Source organism: Marinobacterium weihaiense, assembly GCF_019061305.1.
GTDB classification, from domain to species: Bacteria; Pseudomonadota; Gammaproteobacteria; order Pseudomonadales; family Balneatricaceae; genus Marinobacterium; species Marinobacterium weihaiense.
This window is the reverse complement of the sequence record NZ_JAHQZT010000006.1, coordinates 119,719-143,174: the sequence shown is the minus strand read 5'-3', so window position 1 is coordinate 143,174 and position 23,456 is coordinate 119,719. Positions and strand designations below refer to the sequence as shown.

General features: G+C 59.8%; 20 protein-coding genes. 15 read left to right on the top strand and 5 right to left on the bottom strand.

Annotated features, from left to right (window positions below; genetic code table 11):
* Nucleotides 1–31 precede the first annotated feature (31 nt).
* A complete protein-coding gene (locus KTN04_RS06460; RefSeq protein ID WP_217334402.1) occupies nt 32–589 on the top strand; it encodes a DUF1285 domain-containing protein in 558 nt (185 codons plus the stop codon).
* A gap of 2 nt (nt 590–591) precedes the next feature.
* On the opposite strand, the gene KTN04_RS06455 is transcribed toward KTN04_RS06460, so the two are convergent.
* The gene (locus KTN04_RS06455) at nt 592–1,929 is read right to left on the bottom strand and encodes a magnesium transporter (RefSeq protein WP_217334401.1); all 1,338 of its coding nucleotides are present in this window, start codon (nt 1,927–1,929) and stop codon (nt 592–594) included.
* A 200-nt stretch (nt 1,930–2,129) separates the two neighbouring features.
* Here KTN04_RS06455 and KTN04_RS06450 point away from each other — a divergent pair, with 200 nt between their 5' ends.
* From KTN04_RS06450 to KTN04_RS06435, 4 genes are all read left to right on the top strand, one after another.
* Nucleotides 2,130–4,082, top strand: coding sequence for a sensor histidine kinase (locus KTN04_RS06450; protein WP_217334400.1), 1,953 nt, complete (start codon nt 2,130–2,132; stop codon nt 4,080–4,082).
* A gap of 182 nt (nt 4,083–4,264) precedes the next feature.
* Nucleotides 4,265–4,813, top strand: a complete 549-nt coding sequence (locus KTN04_RS06445; protein ID WP_217334399.1) for a YaeQ family protein — start codon at nt 4,265–4,267, stop codon at nt 4,811–4,813.
* 286 nt (nt 4,814–5,099) lie between these two features.
* Nucleotides 5,100–6,833 carry a BCCT family transporter gene (locus tag KTN04_RS06440; protein ID WP_217334398.1) on the top strand — a complete coding sequence of 578 codons (1,734 nt, stop codon included), beginning with the start codon at nt 5,100–5,102 and terminating at the stop codon, nt 6,831–6,833.
* Nucleotides 6,834–7,068: 235 nt separating this feature from the next.
* Nucleotides 7,069–8,148 (top strand): SPOR domain-containing protein, encoded by a 1,080-nt coding sequence (locus tag KTN04_RS06435; RefSeq protein WP_217334397.1) that lies wholly within the window; start codon nt 7,069–7,071, stop codon nt 8,146–8,148.
* Nucleotides 8,149–8,240: 92 nt separating this feature from the next.
* On the opposite strand, the gene gcvP is transcribed toward KTN04_RS06435, so the two are convergent.
* The gene (gcvP, locus tag KTN04_RS06430) at nt 8,241–11,147 is read right to left on the bottom strand and encodes an aminomethyl-transferring glycine dehydrogenase (protein ID WP_217334396.1); all 2,907 of its coding nucleotides are present in this window, start codon (nt 11,145–11,147) and stop codon (nt 8,241–8,243) included.
* A 233-nt stretch (nt 11,148–11,380) separates the two neighbouring features.
* Between gcvP and KTN04_RS17185 the strand changes: the two genes are divergently transcribed.
* The 10 genes from KTN04_RS17185 to KTN04_RS06380 are packed head-to-tail and all read left to right on the top strand — an operon-like array spanning nt 11,381 to nt 20,997.
* The gene (locus KTN04_RS17185; protein WP_217334395.1) at nt 11,381–12,568 is read left to right on the top strand and encodes a methyl-accepting chemotaxis protein; all 1,188 of its coding nucleotides are present in this window, start codon (nt 11,381–11,383) and stop codon (nt 12,566–12,568) included.
* Between the two features lie 25 nt (nt 12,569–12,593).
* The gene (locus KTN04_RS06420) at nt 12,594–12,959 is read left to right on the top strand and encodes a response regulator (RefSeq protein WP_217334394.1); all 366 of its coding nucleotides are present in this window, start codon (nt 12,594–12,596) and stop codon (nt 12,957–12,959) included.
* Nucleotides 12,960–12,988: 29 nt separating this feature from the next.
* Nucleotides 12,989–13,309 (top strand): STAS domain-containing protein, encoded by a 321-nt coding sequence (locus KTN04_RS06415; RefSeq protein WP_217334393.1) that lies wholly within the window; start codon nt 12,989–12,991, stop codon nt 13,307–13,309.
* Complete coding sequence (locus KTN04_RS06410; RefSeq protein WP_217334392.1) at nt 13,302–15,452, top strand: chemotaxis protein CheA; 2,151 nt, start codon at nt 13,302–13,304, stop codon at nt 15,450–15,452. The genes KTN04_RS06415 and KTN04_RS06410 overlap by 8 nt, the downstream gene beginning before the upstream one ends.
* A gap of 13 nt (nt 15,453–15,465) precedes the next feature.
* The gene (locus tag KTN04_RS06405; protein WP_217334391.1) at nt 15,466–16,002 is read left to right on the top strand and encodes a chemotaxis protein CheW; all 537 of its coding nucleotides are present in this window, start codon (nt 15,466–15,468) and stop codon (nt 16,000–16,002) included.
* 27 nt (nt 16,003–16,029) lie between these two features.
* Nucleotides 16,030–17,976 (top strand): methyl-accepting chemotaxis protein, encoded by a 1,947-nt coding sequence (locus KTN04_RS16800; RefSeq protein WP_254262404.1) that lies wholly within the window; start codon nt 16,030–16,032, stop codon nt 17,974–17,976.
* A gap of 10 nt (nt 17,977–17,986) precedes the next feature.
* Nucleotides 17,987–18,514 carry a chemotaxis protein CheW gene (locus tag KTN04_RS06395; RefSeq protein ID WP_217334390.1) on the top strand — a complete coding sequence of 176 codons (528 nt, stop codon included), beginning with the start codon at nt 17,987–17,989 and terminating at the stop codon, nt 18,512–18,514.
* Nucleotides 18,511–19,320, top strand: a complete 810-nt coding sequence (locus tag KTN04_RS06390) for a CheR family methyltransferase (protein WP_217334389.1) — start codon at nt 18,511–18,513, stop codon at nt 19,318–19,320. The genes KTN04_RS06395 and KTN04_RS06390 overlap by 4 nt, the downstream gene beginning before the upstream one ends.
* Nucleotides 19,313–19,897 (top strand): chemotaxis protein CheD, encoded by a 585-nt coding sequence (locus tag KTN04_RS06385; protein ID WP_217334388.1) that lies wholly within the window; start codon nt 19,313–19,315, stop codon nt 19,895–19,897. The genes KTN04_RS06390 and KTN04_RS06385 overlap by 8 nt, the downstream gene beginning before the upstream one ends.
* A gap of 26 nt (nt 19,898–19,923) precedes the next feature.
* Nucleotides 19,924–20,997, top strand: a complete 1,074-nt coding sequence (locus tag KTN04_RS06380; RefSeq protein ID WP_217334387.1) for a protein-glutamate methylesterase/protein-glutamine glutaminase — start codon at nt 19,924–19,926, stop codon at nt 20,995–20,997.
* A gap of 14 nt (nt 20,998–21,011) precedes the next feature.
* On the opposite strand, the gene KTN04_RS06375 is transcribed toward KTN04_RS06380, so the two are convergent.
* The 3 genes from KTN04_RS06375 to KTN04_RS06365 are packed head-to-tail and all read right to left on the bottom strand — an operon-like array spanning nt 21,012 to nt 23,448.
* On the bottom strand, nt 21,012–22,472 hold the full coding sequence (locus KTN04_RS06375) for a diguanylate cyclase domain-containing protein (protein WP_217334386.1): 1,461 nt from the start codon (nt 22,470–22,472) through the stop codon (nt 21,012–21,014).
* Nucleotides 22,456–23,079: a chemotaxis protein CheC gene (locus KTN04_RS06370; protein WP_217334385.1), complete on the bottom strand. Its 624-nt coding sequence runs from the start codon at nt 23,077–23,079 to the stop codon at nt 22,456–22,458. Before KTN04_RS06370 ends, KTN04_RS06375 begins: the two co-directional genes overlap by 17 nt.
* Complete coding sequence (locus KTN04_RS06365; protein WP_217334384.1) at nt 23,080–23,448, bottom strand: response regulator transcription factor; 369 nt, start codon at nt 23,446–23,448, stop codon at nt 23,080–23,082.
* Nucleotides 23,449–23,456 lie beyond the last annotated feature (8 nt).

The following is a 23,456-nucleotide window of genomic DNA, read 5'->3' as shown; positions in this document are numbered from 1 at the left end:
ATTCAAGGCCACAACACCCAAGGAGCGTGTGATGAGTACAACCTTTGATCCGGCGGCCGTGAGTCAACAACTGGAAGGTGAAGCGACAATTCCGCCGCTGGCAAGCTGGAACCCCGAGTTCTGTGGCGATATCGACATGAAGATTGCCCGTGACGGGCGCTGGTACTATGAAGGCTCACCCATTGGCCGCGAGGCCATGGTGAAAATGTTCTCGCGTATTCTCTGGAAGGAGGGTGATCGCTACTTTCTCAAGACCCCGGTGGAAAAGGTGGGGATTCAGGTTGAAGATGCGCCCTTTCAGGTCATCGGCGTGGAGCACGAAATCGGTGATCGGGGGCCGGAGCTGATCTTCACCACGGCAACCGGGGATCGGGTCAGGGCCGATGCCGAGCACCCCCTTCGGGTGGAGGTGGACCCTCGCACCAAGGAGCCTTCGCCCTACCTGATGATTCGCTTCGGCATGGAAGGGCGCATCGGGCGCAACCTGTTCTATCAGCTGGTGGAACTGGGGCGGATGGTGCAGCACGGCCGCACCACCGAGCTGGTGGTCGACAGCGCCGGTGAGACGTTCAGCCTGGGCGAGCTTTAATGCTAGAGCAGCAATAGCGTTCCCAGTCCCAGAAAGGCGACAAAGCCGACCACGTCGGTGACCGTGGTGAGAATGACCGAGCCGGACAGGGCCGGGTCGATCTTCAGTTTTTCCAGCAGCACCGGAATCAGTACGCCGGACAGGGCAGCAGCGGCGATGTTGATCACGATGGCCAGCCCGATCACCAGCCCGATGGCGGCGCTGCTGAACCAGACGGAGGCCACCAGCCCGATTACGATGGCCCAGAGCACCCCGTTGAGTCCGCCGACGCTGAGCTCCTTTTTCAGCAGGGGCATCACGTTGGCGGTGGTGATCTGGCCCAGGGCAAGGCCACGGATCATCAGTGTCAGCGTTTGGCTGCCGGCGATCCCGCCCATGGAGGCCACGACCGGCATCAACACCGCCAGCGCCACCACCTGTTGCAGGGTGCCTTCGAACAGGCCGATGGCCCAGGACGCCAGAAACGCGGTCAGCAGGTTGATGCCCAGCCAGGTTGCACGTCGTCGAGAGCTGCGCAGTACCGGCGCAAACAGATCCTCGTCTTCGTCCAGACCGGCGCTGGCCATCAGCTGGGCTTCGTAGTTTTCGTGTACCACTTCAAATGCCAGGCGCTGGCTCATGCGGCCCAGCAGTTTGCCCTCGGTATTGATGACCGGCAGGGCCGCCACTGCGGCTACTTCGAATTGTTCACAGGCTTCCTTCAGTGGCAGCTCGGCGGCAAGGGGTGACAGCTCCGCGTCCAGCAGTTCGGTGAGCGGCTGGTGTGCCGCAGCGCCGAACAGGTGATGAATGGATACGGCACCGGTGTAGCGGCCGGTGCGGTCGACCAGCCAGAGGTGCTCGCTGTACTCGGGAATGGCACGACGCAGCAGGCGCAGGGCATCACGGACCCGGCTGTTGTGAGGCAGGATCAGCAGCTCATGATCGACATAGCGGCCCAGCTGGTCCTCGTCATACCCGGCGCTCTGTTCGTAATGATGCCGCTGGCTGTCATCCATGCGCGCCAGCGCAATGTCCACCACCTCTTCCGGCAGTGAATCCGCCAGCTCGATCAGGGTTTCCGCGTCCAGGTCGGAGGTCAGCTGGTCCAGCGCAGCGCTGTCAAATTCGCGCAGCAGGCTTTCACGGGCTTCGCTGCGCATGGCCACCAGTACATCGGCGTGACGTTCGACGGGCACCAGGCTCCAGGCATGGCGCCGGGCATCCTGCGGCAGAGACTCCAGCAGCAGCGCGATCTGTTCTGGTTCCAGTTCGTCGAAACTGTCCGGCAGGGGCGTGGATGTTTCGTCTTCTTCATGCCGGATCATCTGGTCGATATGTTGGCTGATCTCTTCACTCATGGGGCCGCGCCTGTTGCTTGCTGATATCGAGAAAAAGTATGGCTGTTATAAGCTTACACGGAAATTTCCACTATCCACGGAAATTTTTCCGGCCGTCCGCTGTTGAGCCTTGTTCTGATCTTGTCCAGATAAAGTTTTCGGCCTTGCCGATATGCACGGGTATAGTATGCCCGGCCTGGAATAACCGAAAGCGAGAATCGATGTTGACCCTGCGCATGTATGCCAGCCCTTGGAGGCTGCTGACAACCCTGTTATTGCTGTTTGCCTCGGTGCCGCCGGTTTGGGCGGATGCGCCGGCAGTCCAGCTGAATCAAGGGGCGTTGACCCTGGATAAGGGACAGTTGAGTGTGCTGGAAGACCCCTTGGGTACCCTGGATTGGCAGCAGGCGCTGGCGGCTCAGCGTGCAGGGCGGTTCAAGCCGATCCCGTTTGCACTGGGACAGGGCTACAGCACATCGGCTTTCTGGCTGCATGTGCGCCTCGAGCGCTTGCCCGGTTCCGCCGAGAAGTGGGCGTTCAGCAGCAGTCCGGCCTATTTGGACAAGGTTGAGTACTTTCTGCTGCAGGACGGGCAGCTGTTTGACCGGTTGCGGGCCGGTGATTTGGTGGACGACCCGGAGCACGACTTGCATCATCGTATCGCTGTCGTCGGCACCCGCTTGCCGGAGGGCGGTATGGAGATGCTGGTCAGGCTGGAAACGACCAGTACCTCGGTTCTGCTGATCCAGATACTGCCCTGGAGCAGGCATGAGGCACTGATCGAGGGGCGCGTGCTGGGCGAAGGCATTCTGATCGGTATATTGGTGGTCATACTGGTGATCAACCTGCTAAACGGTATTTGGCTGCGGCGTCCCATTTTCTTTTATTTCGTTGCCTATGAAGCCTCGATGTTGGCAACGGTGCTGTTGAGCAACGGTTTTGTGCGTGATCTTTTTCCGCACATTGATGCCTACCAGCAGAACCTGATCATGCAGTTGGGGGTGCTGTGTTCGGGCTTTTTGGCGTTCGTGTTCTTCTGGCGGCTGCTGGATTTTCCCTTCAGGGGCAAGCGCTGGGTCAACGGGCTGTTTATCGTCGGTATCATGCACAGTATGGTCGGCATAATCTTTGCGTTCTATGGCCGTTACCCCGAAGCCATGGCTTTCATCAATACCTATGTATCGGTTTTCCCAATTCTGGTGTCGGTGCCGTTGTTGCTGAGCTGGAAACGGATGGATTCCGAGCAGAGGTTTCGTGCCGGTGGTTTGTTCGTATTCGGTGTTTTCGTGGTGGTGAATGGTCTGTATACCATCGGTCTAATGCCGGTAACAGTGGGCACGGTGTATATCGCGCCGATCATGATTCTGTCGTTTCAGCTGAGTTTGCACTTCATTCTAGTGTTTTCCGTGCGCAAGTCCGAAAGCACGGTACGGGACGCTCAACGGCGCGCAGAGCTGTCATCTCGTGAGGTGGCCTTGGAGCGCAAGCAGCGACTGTCGCATGAGATGTTCATGGCCATGTTCTCGCATGAGGTGCGTACGCCGCTGGCCGTTATCGACAATTCCACGCAATCGCTGGACATGTTGGAGCAGATGCCGGATTCATCCCATGAACGCGTCAAGCGTTACACCCGTATCCGCGACAGTGTGCAGCGCATTGATCAGTTGCTGCAGATGAGTCTGCTGCGCGGCCGTGCTGATCTGACCGGCGCGGATGTCGAGGTGCAGGAGTATGACCTGGGCGAGCGGCTGCAGGCTGTGATCGAGACCTTTGATGCGAGGGCTCGACAGCGTATTCGCTGGCATGAAGCGGACGAGCTGCGTGTCGGCTTGCGACTGCCGGCGTCGATTCTGGAAGTGCTGATGCGCAACCTGATTGACAATGCACTCAAGTACAGCCCGGACGAGCAGCCGGTGGATGTGAGCCTGGGGGTAGATCCTGAGGGCTGGTATTTTACTGTGCGTGATTATGGCGCCGGCATGAACGAGTATGTGCGCAGCCGCATTTTCGAACGCCACTTCCGGGCGGCGGAGCGCGAGTCCGTGCCGGGGCTCGGGCTGGGGTTGTTTGTGGTCAAGGAGGTGCTGGACAAATGCGGCGGTCATATTGATGTACACAGCGGCAATGAGGGCACGCGGATGGCGATCCGCATGCCCTGTGCCCCGCATGCATGACGTGAGGCGGGCCGGTGGCAGGGTGCGGGCGGTCGTCGGGCAAAACGTGCAGGGGTTGCTAGTATTGAAGTGTGGGCCGGGAAAGTAAACGTCACCATGCGATTGATACGGGTTGGTGGAATGATGCATCCGGTGCGATGATGCCAGGCCTTTAACCTTGATCAACAGAACGGACCCTGCCAATGGCCCAAAGCGCAACCGTACACAAAGTACACCTCCAGCTGGCCGATATGGATCGGCACCACTACGCCGATTACAGCCATACGCTGGCACAACATCCTTCGGAAACGGAAGAGCGCCTGATGATGCGGTTGCTGGCCTTCATGCTGCGCGCGGATGAGCGGCTGGAGTTTACCCGTGGTCTCTGTGTCGATGACGAGCCCGACCTCTGGTGCAAGAGTTACGCGGACGAAATCGAATTGTGGGTCGAGGTTGGACTGCCCAGTGATAAGCGTATCCGCAAGGCCTGTAATCGTGCCCGACAAGTCGTGATATTGGCCTACGGTTCCGAGCAGGCGGTGACCCCCTGGTGGGAAGGTGTTCGCGGGCAGCTGTACCGTTTCGACAACCTGGAAGTGCTGCGTGTTTCACCGGCCCAGAGTGCCGACCTGACGGCATTGGCCGAGCGTGGCATGCATCTGCAGTGCAGTATCGAGGATGGCCAGGTCTGGGTCAGCAATGCCGATAGCAGCGTCATACTGGAACCGCTTCGCCTGTGGCCCGAGGCCTGATTCTTCCTTGTATGGCCAGTCTGCTGGCCGTTTGAGGCGCCTGCCTCCAGTGCCGCGCTGTCTTGATGTGGGGCACTCGCATATTATTTTTTATACTTGCTTCGTAATGCTACGCAATCAAGCATTAGTATAAGAATGCCGATTGATCAGCATTGGGTGTTCAGTCATCAGCAGGCGTGTCAGATGTTGCAAATGGTGGACAATGTCGCCTTTCCCACACTTTCATGGAAAATGAATATATAATGCATTGCTATTGAAATTTGTTCATTCAATAGCAGAGGAAACCATGCTTCCCAAGGAAGAGCTCAATACGCTGATCGCCAAGCGGGGCATTCTCAAAGGCCTCAACTCGACACTGGGCATTACGGCAATCGTGATGACCGTTGTCTTCATTCTCTATGCTGTACTGCTGGGCAAGACCGCCAGTGAGCAGTTTATTGGTATCAAGACCTGGATCGAAAACACTCTGGGCTGGTACTACATCCTGGTCATGTTCATGGCCTTTGTGGTCTGTGTCTATCTGATGTGTTCGCGGGTGGGCAAGATTCGTCTGGGACGTGACACGGACCGCCCCGAGTTCAGTAACTTTGCCTGGTTTTCCATGCTGTTTGGCTGTGGCACCGGTGCCGGCATGCTGTTTTTCTCCATGTCGGAGCCGATGATCCACTTTGCCAGCCAGTGGAGCGGTGGCAACCCCTTCCTCAGCAGTGAGGTCAAGGCGGCGGTTGCGGACTTCTTTGCAGCTAAGCAGGCGGCGCTGGACAAGGGGCTGATGCCCGGTGATGCCGGGTTCCCGGTACCGAATGACCTGGTCGCGGATGCGGCTGCCGGCGGCATTAAGCTGACGGTGTTCCACTGGGGTACGATTGCCTGGTCCATGTATGCCGTAGTCGGTTTGTCACTGGCCTACTTCGCGTTTCGCAAGGGCTTGCCGCTGTCGATTCGGTCGGCCCTGTATCCGCTGATCGGTCAGCGCATCTATGGTCCTATCGGCCATACGGTGGATATTCTGGCCGTGTTCGGCACCATTTTCGGTATTGCGACAACGCTGGGTCTGGGGGTTAACCAAATCGGCGCTGGTCTGGTCTCGCTGGGTGTGCTGGAAAAAGCCACTCAAACCGTGACCGTGGTGTCGATCTTGTTGATTACCGTGATCGCAACGCTGTCCGCGACCAGTGGCGTCGCCCGTGGCATCAAGCGCCTGTCGACCCTGAATACCTGGATCTGCCTGGTTATCCTGGCGTACTTCATGTTGGTGACCGATACCAACTATCTGGTGGCCAGTTCGATCACCGCGCTGGGCGATTACCTGACCGAGGGTATCTCCATGACGCTGTGGACCGCCCGCAGTGGCGAGGAGCGCACCTGGCAGGGTGGCTGGACCATCTTCTACTGGGGCTGGTGGATGGCCTGGTCGGCGTTCGTGGGCATGTTCATTGCGCGCATTTCCCGGGGCCGCACCATTCGCGAGTTCGTGCTCGGAGTGATGCTGATTCCGTCCGTGGTGGCGCTGGTCTGGTTTGGCGTGATCGGTTCTGCCGGTATCCATCAATCTCTGTATGGCGCGGACATGACCATCTACAACGCAGCCATCAACGACTGGGATTATGCCGGTACGCTGTACAACTCCTTCGATGTGCTGACACCGGGCACCCTGGCCGTATTGGCCAAGATGGCAGCGCTGGTCGTCGTGGTGATCTTCTTTGTCACCTCGGCGGACTCCGGTACGCTGGTGTTGGGGCGATTGCTGGCCTTCGGGCAGCGTCCGCCGGTGCAGCAGCGCATCCTCTGGGGCATGGCGCTGGGCGCGGTGACCCTGATCATCCTGCTGCTGGGGGGCGATCTGGCGCTGAAGTCCCTGCAGGCGGCTTCCATTGCCGGTGCCTTGCCATTCACCTTCGTGCTGCTGGCCATGATGTATGGCCTGGTGAAGTCCCTGCGTGAAGACAGTGAGCAGTTCATCGACAACGAGGAGCATATCCGCAGGCTAATCGAACAGGAAGTGTCCGACCTGTCCTGACCTGTCCTGGCTTGGCCCGATTCCTCGGGCCAGGCTTTCCAAGTTCATCTGTGCGGCCCAACCTGTGAGGCCCAACCTTGATGCAGGCCAGGTGTCGGCGTTGCCTGAGTGTGCCGAGTTGCTATATCGTTGCCTCCGGGCGCGATGGCGTGCTTCATGAGCTGGCGGTATGGAGGTGATCTTGGGCAGGGGATATAAACGGGCACAGAGCCTCGCCGTTGCGGCGGGGCTGTTAATGGCGCCTCTTGGCTGGGCAGACACGGCAGGCGATCAGCGCCTGGCTGACCGACTGTCACACTGGCAGCAGCAGGCTGACCAGGGTGATGCCAGCGCCATGTTGAAGCTGGGCCATCATTTTCGCTCCGGTGCATTGGCGGCACCGGATCCCGGGCAGGCCGAGCATTTCTACCGTCAGGCTGCAGAGCTTGGACTGGCTGAGGCTCAGTTCAGTCTGGGCACGCTGCGCTTCTTTGCAGGTCATCGTGATGAAAGCCGTGATTGGTGGCTCAAGGCAGCCCGTCAGGGGCATGCGGAGGCCCGTTACCGCTTGGCCATTCTCTTTCTCAAGCAGGCAGAGCCCGACGAGCGGCAGGCGCGGATGTGGCTGACGCGAGCGGCGAACAGTGGTCATGCCCAAGCCGTGCAGGCGCTGGCGATCCTGAAGGACACCGCAGGTGAGCCTGTCGATGCGATGCCCTTGCAGCCGGACCTCGACACGGCAGAGTCCGAAGCCAGAGTGCCCTCGGGGGAAATGACCGAGCCGAGTGCAGCGCCAGTGGCCGCATCCGATATGATCGAAGTGGTTGCATCTGCAACACCGGCACAAACCATACTGCCTGAGCCTGAGCCTGAGCCTGAGCCTGAGCCTGAGCCTGAGCCTGAGCCTGAGCCTGAGCCTGAGCCTGAGCCTGAGCCTGAGCCTGAGCCTGAGCCTCAAGCCCCGGCCGAGAAGCCCGTACCCGTGCGTGACCGGTCCGTGGTGGCCGAGTTGTCGTCACCGGTGGAGCCTGTTGTCCAGGCCGATGAGGTCGCCTCTGTGCGTCGCTCAGAGCCGGTACCCGAGCCGGTTATCGATCCTGAAGCCCCGTTCCGGGTTCAGCTGGCATCTCTGTCACAGCGCGAGGGTGCACAGATGCTGGCGGCCAGCTTGGCGCAACGGCATCATGCCATTCTGGAGGGGCACCCTGTAACTGTTCGCAAGTTGCGAGGGGCATATAAGGTACTGCTGATGGGATTTGCAGATCGAGATGCGGCCGGTGCGGCCTGCGCGCGCCTGAAGGCGCACAATCAGGGCTGCTTTGTGATCAAGCGTTGAGGCGGCACAGAGTCTTTCGGGGTGTATAAAAGCGACAGCTGAAACCTGAACGATGATGGGAGCCCTGCCGGACTCCCATCCCGTTGCCGGCCTCAATGATCGGCGTACGCCTCGATCGGCAGGCAGCTGCACATCAGGTTGCGGTCACCATATACGTTGTCGATACGGTTCACCGTCGGCCACAGCTTGGACTGTTTCAGCCAGCTGGCCGGGAAGGCGGCCTGCTCCCGGCTGTAGGGGCGGTTCCAGTCCGAGTCGATGATGTCGGCTTGGGTGTGCGGTGCATTCTTCAACGGGTTGTTGTCCGCATCCAGTTCACCGGCTTCCACCAGCGCGATCTCTTCACGAATCCGTACCATCGCCTCGATGAAGCGGTCCAGCTCGGCCTTGGACTCGGATTCGGTCGGTTCGATCATCAGCGTGCCCGGCACCGGGAAGGACATGGTCGGGGCGTGGAAACCGAAGTCCATCAGGCGTTTGGCCACGTCTTCCTCGGAGATACCGGAGGCTTCTTTCAACGGGCGCAGATCGATGATGCACTCGTGAGCCACGCGGCCATTACGACCAGAGTAAAGCACCGGGTAGTGCGCACCCAGTTTCTTCGCCAAATAGTTGGCGTTGAGGATGGCATGTTCGGTGGCCTGACGCAGGCCTTCGCCGCCCATCAGGGCGATGTACACCCAGCTGATCGGCAGGATGCTGGCGCTGCCCCAGGGCGCCGCCGATACGGCGCCGTTGCCCGCCCTGGGCCCGTCGATACCGACCACCGGGTGGTTGGCGACGAACGGAGCCAGGTGCGCCTTGACGCCGATCGGACCCATGCCGGGGCCGCCGCCGCCGTGCGGAATGCAGAAGGTCTTGTGCAGGTTCATGTGCGACACGTCGGCACCGATATCGGCCGGGCGGGTCAGCGCCACCTGAGCGTTGAGGTTGGCACCGTCCATGTACACCTGGCCGCCGTGTTGGTGCACGATGTCGCAGATCTCGCGGATGCCTTCCTCGTACACGCCATGGGTGGACGGGTAGGTGATCATCAGGCAGGACAGATCGTCGGCGTGGGCTTCTGCCTTGCTGCGCAGGTCGTCGATATCCACGTTGCCCTGATCATCACAGCCGACCAGTACTACTTTCATCCCCGCCAGTGCGGCCGAGGCCGGGTTGGTGCCATGGGCCGAGGTCGGGATCAGGCAAATATTACGATGGCCCTGACCTTCAGATTGATGATAGTGACGGATCGCCAGCAGGCCGGCGTATTCGCCCTGGGCACCGGAGTTGGGTTGCATGCAGATGGCATCGAAGCCGGTGATCGCTTTCAGCATCTCTTCCAGCGAGTCGATCATCACCTTGTAGCCCTGTGCCTGATCAACCGGCGCGAAGGGATGCAGGGCACCGAACTCGGGCCAGGTCACCGGGATCATCTCGGCGGTGGCGTTGAGCTTCATGGTGCAGGAACCCAGCGCGATCATGCTGTGAGCCAGTGACAGGTCCTTGTTTTCCAGGCGCTTGAGGTAGCGCAGCATCTCGGTTTCGCTGTGATATTCGTTGAATACCGGATGGGTCAGAAAGTCGGAGGTGCGCTTGAGCGCGGCCGGGATGCTGGAAGAGCCGCTAGCGATCAGCTCGGCGTCCAGTGCCGCAATGTCGAGGCCGTGATCGGCACCGAGCAGGGCGGTCCACAGGGCTTCGATCTCGGCACGGTCGGATCGTTCGTCCAGGCTGATACCCAGTTCGTCGTCACCCAGCTTGCGCAGGTTGAAGCCGGCGTCCTGAGCGGCCTGATAGAGACCGTCACGGTTGGCACCGGCTTTAATGGTGAGGGTGTCGAACCAGGTATCCTGGGCCAGCTCCAGCCCTTTCTGTTTGAGGCCCGCGGCCAGCAGATCGGTCAGGCGGTGGATGCGACCGGCGATGGTTTTCAGGCCTTCGGGGCCGTGGTAGATGGCGTAGAAGGCGGCCATGTTGGCCAGCAGGACCTGAGCGGTACAGATGTTGGAGGTCGCTTTTTCACGGCGGATGTGCTGCTCGCGGGTCTGCATCGCCATGCGCAGCGCCGGGTTGCCGCGGGTATCGACGGAGACGCCGATAATACGGCCCGGTACCGAGCGCTTGTAAGCGTCCCGGGTTGCAAAGAAGGCCGCGTGCGGGCCGCCATACCCCATAGGCACGCCAAAACGCTGGGCGGAGCCGAACACCACGTCGGCCCCCATTTCACCCGGCGATATGAGCAGCACCAGGCTGAGCAGATCGGCGGCGGCACACACCAGTGCTTTCCGGGCGTGGGCTTTCTCGATCAACGGACCAAAGTCGCGCAGTACACCAGTGGTGCCCGGGTACTGTACAACGACACCGAAGGCTTCATGCTGGTCCAGCAGCGTTTCTACATCACCGACGATGACATCGTAGCCCAGTGGCTCGGCGCGGGTCTGAATAACATTAATGGTCTGCGGGTGTAGCTGCTCGTCCACCAGGAAGGCGTTGGCCTTCTTCGCCTTGCTCATGCGCTTGCACAGCGTCATGGCTTCGGCCGCGGCGGTTGCCTCGTCCAGCAGGGAGGCGTTAGCGAGATCCAGACCGGTCAGGTCGAGCACCATCTGCTGATAGTTGAGGATCGCTTCCAGACGGCCCTGGGATACTTCCGGCTGATAGGGCGTGTAGGCGGTGTACCAGCCCGGGTTTTCCAGCACGTTGCGCAGGATAACGTTGGGTGTCAGCGTATCGCTGTAGCCCATGCCGATGAGTGAACGCTTGACCTGATTCTGCCGGGCAATGGCTTTCAGTTCAGCCAGGGCCTGAGCCTCGGTTTTGGGCGCGGCCAGCGGGATCGGCCGGCTGACACGAATGCTGCCCGGCACGGTTTCATTGATCAGTGCGCTCAGGCTATCGACACCCAGCTCGGCCAGCATCGCGGCAGTTTCTTCGGCGGAGGGGCCGATATGGCGGCTGATAAAGGCGTCCTGTTGTTCCAGATCATGCAAAGGGGGCAGGGTCTGTTCACTCATGGCGAAGGGTCTCGGTTGTTCATGTTATTATCGCCATGGTAGCAGAGATGATTCGGCATGCGGATCAGCGATTGGTGGCAACCTGCTGGCTTAGACAGCCGAGTTATTGGTACTTTTATACACTTTTTTGGTTTGTGTCAGTAAACATGATACATGTGTTGTGTTTGAATGCCTGTCTGCAGCCACTAGAATAATAGCCGACACTGTAAACTTTACCTGCATGGAGAGCACCAATGCTCCGTTCTGACCAATGGCTTGCCCTGTCTCCCCTCGGGGTTGCGGTTTTATCTGCTGTGCTGCTGATCATGGTGTCGGCGTCGGTTCCCTATTGGGCACTGTTGCCAGTGTTGATGCTCGGCAGCGGCTTGTCATGGTTGGCATGGCGATGCCTGGGGCGATTGCAGGCTCAATATCAAGAGCTTCAGGCACACCTGGAACGTGAACACGTGTATGCCGAACATTGCCACACCAACCTGGACCGGCTGCTGTCGGTCTGGCTGCAGGTGGTGCCGGTTTGGGGGCGTCATGTCGACTCCTGCCGTGACATGGGCAATGAAGCCATCAATGCGCTTTCCATCCGGTTTGCCGAGCTGGTACAGCTGATTGCGGCGACGCGCGCCTCGTCGGACAGTGCGGGTGACAGCGGCCATCTGGATACGCTGACTACGGACAAGGCGCGCCTGCAGCAGCTGTTCGATAAGATGAAGAGTTTCGACGCCACCACCGACCTCCTCTTTGACCGTATTGGCCAGCTCGAAAGCTTCGCGGCCGACCTTGACCAGATGGCAGGTTCTGTTGCGTCCATTGCCGAGCAGACCAACATGCTGGCGCTGAATGCGGCCATTGAAGCCGCTCGTGCCGGAGATGCCGGCCGTGGCTTTGCTGTTGTAGCCCAGGAAGTGCGTGAACTGTCGACACAGTCGGGCGAAACCGGACGCCACATCGCCGGGAAGATCGCCATGGTCAAGGAGGCCATGCATGCGATTACCAGCAGTGCCGGCGATACCCGCGAGCAGGAAGATCAGACGCTGGACGAGGGCGAGCAGTTCATTAACGAGGTGGTGCAGCACCTTGAAGAGCGTGCCGACAAGCTGATTGCGGAAGGCGAACAACTGTTGGCGACCAATATGGAAGTCAGCGGTCAGATCGAACAGGTGCTGGTAGAGCTGCAGTTCCAGGACCGTGTCAGCCAGATTCTGGAACAGGTGTCCGGCAGCATGTCACAGTTGACCGATATGCTGGAAGCCGATGAGTCCCGTTACCGCAGTGGCGAGCGCGAACTGTCCATGAACATTGAGGCGCTGCTGCAGGACATGAAAACCCGCTATACCACGGTTGAGCAGCATCGCCAGCATGCGCCGACACAGCAGAATTCCGATAATGAAGAGACGGCGGATGCCGGCTCCATCAGCTTTTTTTGAACCCCGTTGACCAGGTAGAACACAGATGGATAAAACAATCATGGTAGTGGACGACTCAGCCTCCATTCGCCAAGTGGTTGCAATCGCCCTGAAAGGGGCCGGATACAAGGTGATCGAAGCCTGTGACGGCCGTGACGCCCTGGCCAAACTGACCGGGGACAAGATTCACCTGGTGATCAGCGATGTGAACATGCCCAACATGGATGGCATCACCTTCGTCAAGGAACTCAAGCAGAACCCGCGCTACAAGTTCACCCCGGTGATCATGCTGACCACCGAGGCCGGCAAGGACAAAATGGCTGAAGGCAAGGCGGCCGGGGCCAAGGCATGGGTCGTGAAGCCGTTCCAGCCGCCGCAGATGCTGGATGCGGTCGCCAAATTGATCATGTAAGCTTGATGATGACGGGGGGCGAGGCGAGTATGGGACTTGAGATCAGGCAGGAGCAGGGCACGGCGTTTGTCGACGTGCAGGACGAAATGACGATCTACACGGCCGCCTTGCAGTGGGAGCAGCTGCAGCCGCTGCTGGCGCAGGTCAAGGCCGTCGACATGAATCTGTCCGCCGTCAGCGAGATGGATAGCGCCGGCATTCAACTGCTGCTGGCACTCAAGCAGGCGTCGGATCGGTTGCATAATCGCTTCGTGCTGACGGCACCGGCGCCCTGTGTGGAAGACCTGCTGCAACTGTTGCGCCTGCGCAGTGTACTGATGCCGGCCGAGGAGGCAGAAACCGATGGATGACCTGACCCAGACGTTCATCCAGGAATCGGAAGAACTGCTGACGCAAATGGAAGACGCGCTGCTGGCCCTGGAAGATGAGCCGGGTGACGAAGAGCAGATCAACAGCCTGTTTCGTGCCATGCATACTATCAAGGGCGCGGCCGGTATTTTTGGATTTGACCCTGTCGTTGACTTCACCCACCCGGTCGAAACCGTGCTGGACCAGGTGCGCAGCGGCGGCCGGGCGTTGGATGACGAGCTTGCCGGGCTGCTGCTGCAGTGTAAGGATCACACGGCAGCATTGGTCGAGCAGATAACCGGTGTCGGCGAGATTGAAGCGACGCTGTTGGCCGATGGCTATACGCTGCTGGAGCAGTTGACAGGCCAGGTGCAGGCGCCGGCTGTAGCAGCTGACGCAGCGCAGGAAGGCGTGGTGGAGCAGGAGCCGGTCGGCCCGCCTCATTGGCTGATAACCTTGAAGTTCCACCCCGATGCGCTGCGTAACGGAATCGACCCGGTGTCATTCATCCGCTACCTGGGCAACCTGGGGGACGTGGTTGATCTGATCCTGCACCATGACCAGCTGCCGGGCAGCGACGCGTTCGATCCCGAATCCTGCTACCTGGGCTTTGACATCATCTTCCACAGTGATGCCAGCAAGCAAGAGATCCAGGCAGTGTTCGAGTTTGCCGAGGACGACTGTGACATTCGCATACTGCCGCCGGCCGAGATCGAATGTGCCTTTGAGCAGATGATGGACGAACTGCCGGACGATCATACCCAGCGCCTGGGCGAAATGCTGCTGGCAGTTGGGGCCATTACCGAACATGAACTGACGGGGTCTCTGCAGCAGCAAACTGAGCAGGCGACGGCAGAAGCCGAAGCACCGGTGCTGCCGGTGGGTCATATTCTGGTCGAGCAGAAGGCAGTCAGCCGCGAGCTGGTCGATAAGGCGCTGGACAAGCAGCAAAAGGCCAAGCAGAAGGCCAGTCATGAAGCCAGCCTGATTCGTGTGGATTCGGCCAAACTGGGGCGCTTGATCAATCTGGTCGGTGAGCTGGTTATCTCCAATGCCGCGGTCAAGCTGCGCGTGGAAGAGCAGGGACTGGGCGAGCTGAGCGAGCTGGTGGCTGCTAGCGAACATCTGGTTGAAGAGATTCGGGACAATGCACTGCAGCTTCGCATGGTGCAGATCGGTGATACCTTTTCCCGCTTTCGCCGTGTGGTGCGAGATGTTAGCCGGGATATGGAGAAAGAGATTGAGCTAGTGATTACCGGCGGGGACACAGAACTGGACAAAACGGTGGTCGAAAAGATCACCGACCCGCTCACGCACCTGGTGCGCAATTCGCTCGACCATGGCATCGAGATGCCTCAGGAGCGCTTGCGTGCAGGCAAGCCAGCCAAGGGTACCCTCAGCTTGAACGCCTATCATGATTCGGGCCATATCGTCATCCAGATTCGGGATGACGGAGCGGGCCTGGACGCCACTCGGATTCGGGCCAAGGCCGAAGCCATCGGCCTGGTGAAACCGGACCAGGTACTGACGGACAAGGAAATCTACCAGTTGATCTTTGCCCCGGGGCTGAGCACCAAGGACAAGGCCAGCAACCTGTCCGGCCGCGGTGTCGGCATGGATGTGGTGCGACGCAACATCGATGCGCTGCGCGGCATCATTGATATCGACAGCGAACCGGGTACAGGAACCACCGTGACCATTCATTTGCCACTGACGCTGGCGATTATCGACGGCTTCATGGTAAGCGCCCGGGGCGAGCGCTATATCATTCCGCTGTCCATGGTAGAAGAGTGTGTGGAGATGGAAGCGACGGCCTGGCAAGTGGATGAAGATCGCCGCTACGTCAACCTGCGCGGCGAGGTGATGCCTTATCTGAGTCTGGCGGAATTTCTGCAGATACCGCACTGCCATGACGATCACCGCCGTGAAAGCCTGGTGATCGTGCGCATCGGTCATCATAAGGCCGGTTTTGTGGTGGACACCCTACATGGCGAGTTGCAAACGGTGATCAAGCCGTTGGGGCGCATTTTCAGCGGTTTCAGGGGCATCAGTGGCTCAACCGTGCTGGGCAGCGGTGAAGTGGCGTTGATTCTGGACGTGCAGGGGCTGATCCAAGCCGCCACGGCACAGATGCAGCTGCACTGACGGGGGAAAATGGATGACAGACAAAACCGTGCAACATGCGCTTCATGGCGGTCAGTTTCTGACCTTTGTATCGGGGGATGAACTGTTTGCGGTCGACATCATGCAGGTCAACGAAATCATCGAGATCAGCGCGCTGACGCGGGTCCCCAAGACCCCCGATTTCATTCGCGGCGTCATCAACCTGCGGGGCGGTGTCGTGCCGGTCATCGATTTGACTGCCAAGCTGGGCAATGGCCTCAGTGATTTGACCAAGCGCAGCTGTGTGGTGCTGGTGAGCATCGAGCGGAATGACGTACAGCAGATACTGGGGCTTCTGGTCGATGAAGTGCGTGAAATCATCGATATCACGGACGATCATGTGAAGCCGCCGCCCTCTTTCGGTGATCAGGCTGATACTCGGTTCATTCAGGCCATGGCACAGGTGGATCAGCTGTTCATCATTCTGCTGGATGTATCACGAATACTGGAGCAGCACGAAATTGAGCAGGCCGGCGCCATCGCCGAGCAACTTTCAGACAGCGTGCCTCAGGCGGCACACTCCAATCATTGAGACAACCTCAGGAAACAGGGCAAGACTATGTTCAATAAACTGAAACTGAGCATGCAGATCAGCATTGGCTATGCCGCCGTGCTGGTGCTGCTGCTGATCGTCTCCATCACTGCCTATCTGGGGCTGAGCAGTGCCGTTGGCGGCTTTGGCGAGTACCGTGATCTGGCCCGCGATGCCAACTTGGCCGGTCGGGTGCAAGCCAACATGTTGATGGTGGAGATGGAAGCCAATCGTTACCTGGTAGACTTTTCCGAAGAGTCCCTGGAAACCTTTGATGAACGCTTTGCGCTGCTTAAGGAGCTGACGGAAGACGCCAGACGCGAGATTCAGAAGCCTGAGCGCGCGGCCAAGATCACCCTGATTGCGCAGGAAATCGATGCTTACGAAGAAGCCTTCGAGGATGTTGAGCGCAGCGTGAAGAAGCGCGGCCAGCTGCTGGATGAGGTGTTCAATGTACAGGGTTTGAAAATGCGTCAGCTGATGACCGAGTTCATCGAGCAGGCTGAACAGCAAGGCAATACCCGCGCCGTCTACCTGGGCGGTCGCGTGCAGGAGTCGCTGCTGCTGGCGCGTCTATCGGCCCTCAAGTTCATTAATACCGGTGAACGTGTAGAAGCCGAGCGTGCTCACCGCGAGCTGGACGAAAACGTTGCTTCGCACCTGAGCGACCTGGAACGACAGCCGCTGGATTCGCGTCAGCGTGCCGAGCTGCGCGACTTCCGCGTGGCCATGGAGGCTTATGCCGAGGCACTGGATGGTATGGACCTGGCGTCACGGCAGCGTGATACCGCACTGGATGAAATGCACCGCATCGGCCCGGTGATTGCCAACGCCACTGAAGAGGTGAAGCTGTCGGTGATTGCTGACCAGGGTACCCTGGGGCAGCGTCTGGATGCCGAGAATAGCCGTACCGTGCAGTTGGTCATCTGGATCTCCGTAATCGCCGTGGTCGTGGGCATCTTCCTGTCCTGGTTCCTGGTACGGATTATCAAGCGCCCGCTGGGTGGTGAGCCGGCCGACATGGAAGTCATCGCCAGTCGTATTGCCGAAGGTGACCTGCAGATCGAGTTCAAGAATCGTGATCAGGCAACCGGCGTGTACCGGGCCATGATCCACATGGTGGACAACCTGACCAACACCATTGAGCAGGTGCGCGGTGGGGCCGACAGCCTGGCCAGTGCCTCCAACGAGCTGAACGCCTCGGCGCAGTCCATCAGCCAGGCGGCCACCGAGCAGGCCGCCAGTGTCGAGGAGACTACATCCTCCGTCGAGCAGCTGCATGCATCGGTTCAGCAAAACACCGAAAATGCCCGTGTTACCGACCAGATGGCCACCCAGGCCTCCGGTGAAGCCGAGCGTGGTGGTGAAGCCGTGCAGCGCACAGTGGTGGCCATGAAGGAGATTGCCAACAAGATCGGCCTGATTGAGGACATCGCCTACAAGACCAACCTGCTGTCTCTGAACGCTGCGATTGAAGCCGCCCGTGCCGGTGAGCACGGCAAGGGGTTCACTGTGGTCGCTGCCGAAGTGCGTAAGCTGGCCGAGAACAGCCGTGTGACAGCCCAGGAAATCAATGAGCTGGCTACCAACAGCGTGTCCATCGCTGAAGATGCCGGCAAGCTGCTGCAGCAGATGGTGCCGAGCATTCAGAAAACCGCTGACCTGGTCCAGGAAATTACGGCATCTTCCGAGGAGCAGGCCGCCGGTATCGACCAGATCAACAGTGCGATGTCGCAGCTGGACAGCGTCACGCAGCAGAATGCGTCGTCTTCTGAAGAGCTGGCGGCAACGGCTGAAGAGCTGAGCAGCCAGGCGGAGGCTCTGCTGGATGCGGTGGCCTTCTTCCAGCTGGATGGTGGCTCGCAGAAGCGCTCCCGCGCACCGGCGCACAAGCCTCAGTCCGGTTACCGGGCGCAGCAGGACAGTGCCGCCGATGAAGACGACTACAGCGACGGCGAGTTCAAGCGTTACTGAGGTGGTGGCGATGGCTAACACGGAACAGGTGGTCGCCGAGGCCACCGGCAGCGACCAGTACCTGACTTTTCAGGTGCTGGGCGAACGGTACGCCGTGAATATTCTCGATATCAAGGAGATCATCGAAGTCACACAGATGACGCGTGTGCCCATGGCGTTGGCGGCCGTGCGCGGGGTGATGAACCTGCGCGGCAACGTGGCGCCGGTCATCGACCTGGCGCAGCGCTTTCACGAGACTCCAACCGAGCTGGACCGGCGTACCGTGATTTTGGTGGTGCAGATTGAGGTCGAGGGCGAGTGGCAGGTGATGGGGATGCTGGCCCAGGAGGTCAATGAAATCGTCGAGATACAAGCGGACCAGTTTCAGCCCGCCCCCGAGTTCGGCGCCGGCATTCGGCAGTCGTTTATCCGCCACATGGCGCAGCTGGATGGTCGTTTCATTGTGTTGCTGGACCTGGCACGGGTGCTGAGTGTCAGTGAGCTGTCTGTGCACCTGGGCGATGACGACCGGTCTTCGGAGCGGATGCCGGCTGAATGACCGCGATCAACGATGCCGAGTTCGGCAAGTTTGCCCGCCTGTTGTACGCGCACGCGGGCATTCATCTCAGTGAGCGCAAGAAGGTGATGCTGGCCACCCGGCTCAATCGTCGCCTCCAGTATTACGGGCTGCACAGCTTCGGCCAGTACTACAAGCTGGTCACGGGGACTGAGCACCCGGACGAGCTGCAGGTGATGATTGATCACCTGACGACCAACGAGACCCACTTCTTTCGTGAGCCGGCCCACTTCACCTTTCTGGCGGACCTGGTACGGCGTCAAAATCCCGAACATTGTCGGGTCTGGTGTGCGGCATCCTCGTCCGGTGAAGAGGTCTACACCCTGGCCATGGTGTTGGATGATGTGCTGGGGACCGGCCGCTGGTCAGTGCTGGGCTCGGATATCAGCAGTCGCATGCTGCAGCAGGCACGTCGTGGCATCTACCCCGAGGTTGATAACCGGTCCATTCCCGAGCGCCTGCTCAAGCGCTACTGTCTGCAGGGCATTGGTGCCCAAGCGGGCAACTTTGCCATCGACCGGCGCCTCAAGCGGGGCATCGAGTTTCGCCAAATCAATCTGACCGCCAGTCTGCCGGCCATTGGTCGCTTTGATCTGGTGTTCATTCGCAATGTGATGATCTACTTTGACCAGCCCACCAAGCATGAGGTGGTCAAACGGGTCATTGCCCAGCTCAAGCCGGGGGGGCATATTCTGACCAGTCATTCGGAAACCCTGCACGGTATCTCTCCCGAGCTGCGCATGGTCAAACCCTCCATTTATCGTAAGTGCGGCGCTGCGGATGCTTGATGCAAAACGTGTCAATCTGTTGCCCGGCGGAGTGCAGGTCAGCCGCGATCCTGAACTGGTGATCACTACGCTGCTGGGGTCCTGTGTGGCGGCTTGTCTGTTTGACCCGGTATCGGGCGTGTTTGGCATGAACCACTTTCTGTTGGCCAGCCAGAGTTCGCGGGCGCGGCCGGCGCTTGAATCAGCCGCCGGTCGCTATGGTGTGCATGCCATGGAGTTGCTGATCAATGCCATGCTCAAACAGGGCGCCGAGCGGCGGCATCTGCAGGCCAAAGCGTTCGGGGGCGCCAATGTACTATCGCATCACAGTGGTGGCCGGTTTGCCGTGGGCGACATGAACACGCGCTTTATTCGTCACTTCCTGGAGCAGGAAGGCATTCCACTGGTAGCATCCGATCTGGGTGGTTTCAATGGTCGCCAGTTACGCTTTCACGGGCGTGATTTTGCGGTGTATGTGAAATTGCTGGGGGGAGCCGAGCGCCGTGATGTTGCTCGCAAGGAGGCAACCTACCTCGACCGCCGGCTGCAGGAGCAGACTGAGGCGAAAGGCGGCAGTGTCACCTTTTTTGAAGATTGAACACATGGACAGGGCAGGGGAGAAACATGCCGATTAATGTGCTGATCGTGGATGATTCGGCAGTCGTTCGCCAAGTGTTGGTATCCCAGCTGGACGGTGTCAGTGGCATTCATGTCATGGGGACGGCGTCCGACCCCATTTTTGCCCGCCGCAAGATGCAGCAGCAGTGGCCGGACGTGATCATTCTGGATATTGAAATGCCACGTATGGACGGCATCACCTTTCTCAAGCAACTCATGGCCGAGCGCCCCACGCCGGTCGTGATCTGTTCCACGCTGACCGAGCGCGGTGCCGATACCACGCTACAGGCGATGGCGGCCGGAGCCGTCGAGATCATTACCAAGCCCAAGGCCGGGCTCAAGCAGTTCTTACAGCAGTCCCGGCAGGAACTGATTACCGCTATCAAGGCGGCGGCGGTGTCGCGCCCTGCGGCCTGTCGCTCCGTGGCACGAACAGTCGCTGTCGAGGCGTCGCCTAAGCTCAGTGCCGACTCCATGTTGCCTAAAACCCAGGCGGGCAAGCTGTTTCAGACCACCGACCGGGTGGTGGCCATCGGTACATCCACCGGTGGCACCCAGGCGCTGGAGCAGGTACTGACACGCTTGCCGGTGGATGCACCGGGAATCATTGTGGTACAGCACATGCCGGCGCAGTTTACACGTGCTTTTGCCGAACGGCTGAATCATGTCTGCCAGGTCAGTGTGCGCGAGGCGCAGAATAACGATCGCGTCATGCCGGGGCAGGTGCTGGTTGCGCCGGGTGGACTGCACATGATGCTGCGGCGCAGCGGCGCTCAGTACCGGGTTGAGGTGCGAGACGGCCCGGTGGTCAGTCGGCACAAGCCGTCGGTAGATGTGCTCTTCCGCTCGGTCGCGGGTGCTGCGGGGCCCAACGCACTGGGGATCATCATGACCGGAATGGGGGATGACGGTGCTCGCGGGCTATTGGAAATGCGTCAGGCAGGCGCGGCGACATTAGGGCAGAACGAGGCCAGCTGCGTGGTCTACGGCATGCCCAAGGAGGCCTTCCGGCTGGGCGCGGTCGAACGTGAGGTGGCGCTGGCAGATATACCGGGGCTGATCACGGCCGCACCACGCTGAAAGGCTGTCCCGCATCAACGGATGCGGTACCAGCGATTCTTGCCTTCGGCCTTGGCTTGATACATGGCGTCATCCGCCCGGGTCAGCAGGGCGTCGGCGCTGCTACCGTCATCGGGGTACAGGGCGATCCCGATGGAGGCGGACACTCTCAGTTGTTGCTGGCCCCGCTGTACCGGCGTGCTCAGGCATGTGAGCAGCTTGTCGGCCACCAGCTCCGCAGCATCGGCGGAGTGGACGGTTTCCAGCATCACCACGAACTCATCACCGCCGATACGGGCACAGGTATCGGTGCCGCGCAGCTGGCCGGTGATGCGGCCTGCCAGGACCGACAGCAGATCATCACCGGCATCATGGCCGTGGAAGTCGTTGATCTGCTTGAAGCCGTCCAGGTCGATGAACATCAATGCAAATTGGTTGCCTTCGCGGTGGGCACGGCGCAGGTTGCGTCCCAGATGCTCGTTCAGCAGGCTGCGGTTGGGCAACCCGGTCAGCGGATCATGCATGGCGAGGAAGCGAATGCGCTCAACACGGCGATGCCGTTCCAGTGCAATCGCGGCCAGGTGAGCCATGCGTTGCAGCAGTTGGCGTTCGTGCTCGCTGGGGGAGCCGGCCCGTTGTGGGTAGCAGGAGAATACGCCCACGACTTCGTCAAAAGCGGCGACAATGGGCTGTGCCCAGCAGGCAGCGATGTTCAGCTGAGTGGCCAGGGCCAGGCGGTCCTGCCAGCCGTCGTCCCGATGCACATCGGGGGTAATGGCCAGCGCGCGCATCTGCACGGCACGAATACAGGTGGTGGCGGAATTGCCGAGGTCCAGGCCGCGCTCGCTGTCCAGTAGGGCCTGCGGCAGGCTGGGGGCACTCTTGATGCTCAGCAGCTCTTGCTCTTCATCCAGCAGCATGATCGCTGTGGTGGCATCCGGAATCAGCTGCTCGACAGTCGCGCAGATCTCATTCAGCACATTGTCCAGTGCATCACCTTGGGCAATCAGTTCCAGTACCTTGCGTTCAAGCTTGAGAATCCGCTCGCCAGCGCGCAGGTGCTGCTCGCGCTTGACGGCATTGGTGATGTCCAGGCATTGGATCAGCGTCAGGTCGCTTTGGCTCAGCGGCTTGATCAGGATGGACTGGTGCAGCGGGCGCAGTTCACCGCTGGGTGAACGGCGTTGCAGCGGCAGCAGTCGTTTGTGCAGCTGATAGGACAGGATGCGTCCCATGCGCTGATGGCAGGCGGTTTCGATTGCATCCTGCAAGGGTAGCGGCAGCTGGTTGGGGTACAGTTCGGCCAGCGTCCGCCCCAGCAGCGCGGCTTCCTTAAATCCGGTATGACGTATGAACCAGCGGTTGCAGAAGATGATGCGGCACCGGGCATCCAGCAGCAACACGCCGCCGTCCAGGCTGTGTAGCAGGTCGGTACAGTCCAGATTGTCAAGAATGTCAGACAGGCAGGCGCCTGACAGTTCAGAGGAGTTCGGCAAGGTAAGCTCTCAATGCGGTCACGAAGGTGTCGGCCGAGTGCAGGTCTATGATGAAGGCCAGGTAGCCGCGCAAGGCGCTGTTGCGCAGACTGAAGTCGATCTGCACCAGCATGACCAGTGTGTTTTCGGTATCACCCTGGTACAGATTAAGCGTGCCAGGAAGCTCGTCGGCGCTGATGTTGAAAGCCAGCGGAATATCGGTTTGTACCTGCTGCTTGAGCTGGTTGGCCAGCGTGGCCAGGCAGTGGTTGAGCAGAATGTTGCCCAGCTCGGCCAGGGTTTCATGCTCAAGCTCGGAAATTTCGTCGGCTGACAAGTCTTCACCTATCATGGCGTTGACTAGCTCGAGGCTGCGTGCCTCAGGGAACAGCAGGGCGGCGCGGCCGTTGATGAAACCCTCGAAATTCTGCATCACTCCAGCCAAGAAGGGCGGAAGGTCGTCATGGAAGGCACGTTGAGCCTCGGGCACTGAGATAAACTCAAGCCGGGGCACCGACAGCAAAACCTCGTCACTGACCAGCTGCGACAGGGCGCTAGCGGCGCGGCCAACCCCCAGGTTCATCAACTCGACAATCAGGTCGTGTTCATCAGCGTTGAAAAGATCCATTCAGAGGTCCTGTTGGATGAAGGCACGTAATTGCTCGGCCGTTGTCGGCTTGGGCAGGAAAGTCATGCCCAGTTCCCGGGCTCGCTTGGCCAGCGCATCCTGAATATTGGCAGTTACCAGAGCCATGCGCAGCTGTGGATACTGCTGCTTCAGGCTTTCAGCCAGTTCCAGACCATCGCGTCCGGGCATATTGAAGTCGATCAATGCCACTTGAACCGGATGTTGCTGGAGCTGTTCTTCGGCACTGTCAGCCGAGTCGGCTTCGTGCAGTTCAAGGCTCAGGCCAAGAGACTCGAGCTGGCGCTTGAGGCTCAAGCGGGCAATACGGCTGTCATCGACCAACAGCAGGCTAAGCGGTTCGTGAGTCATTGTGGGTC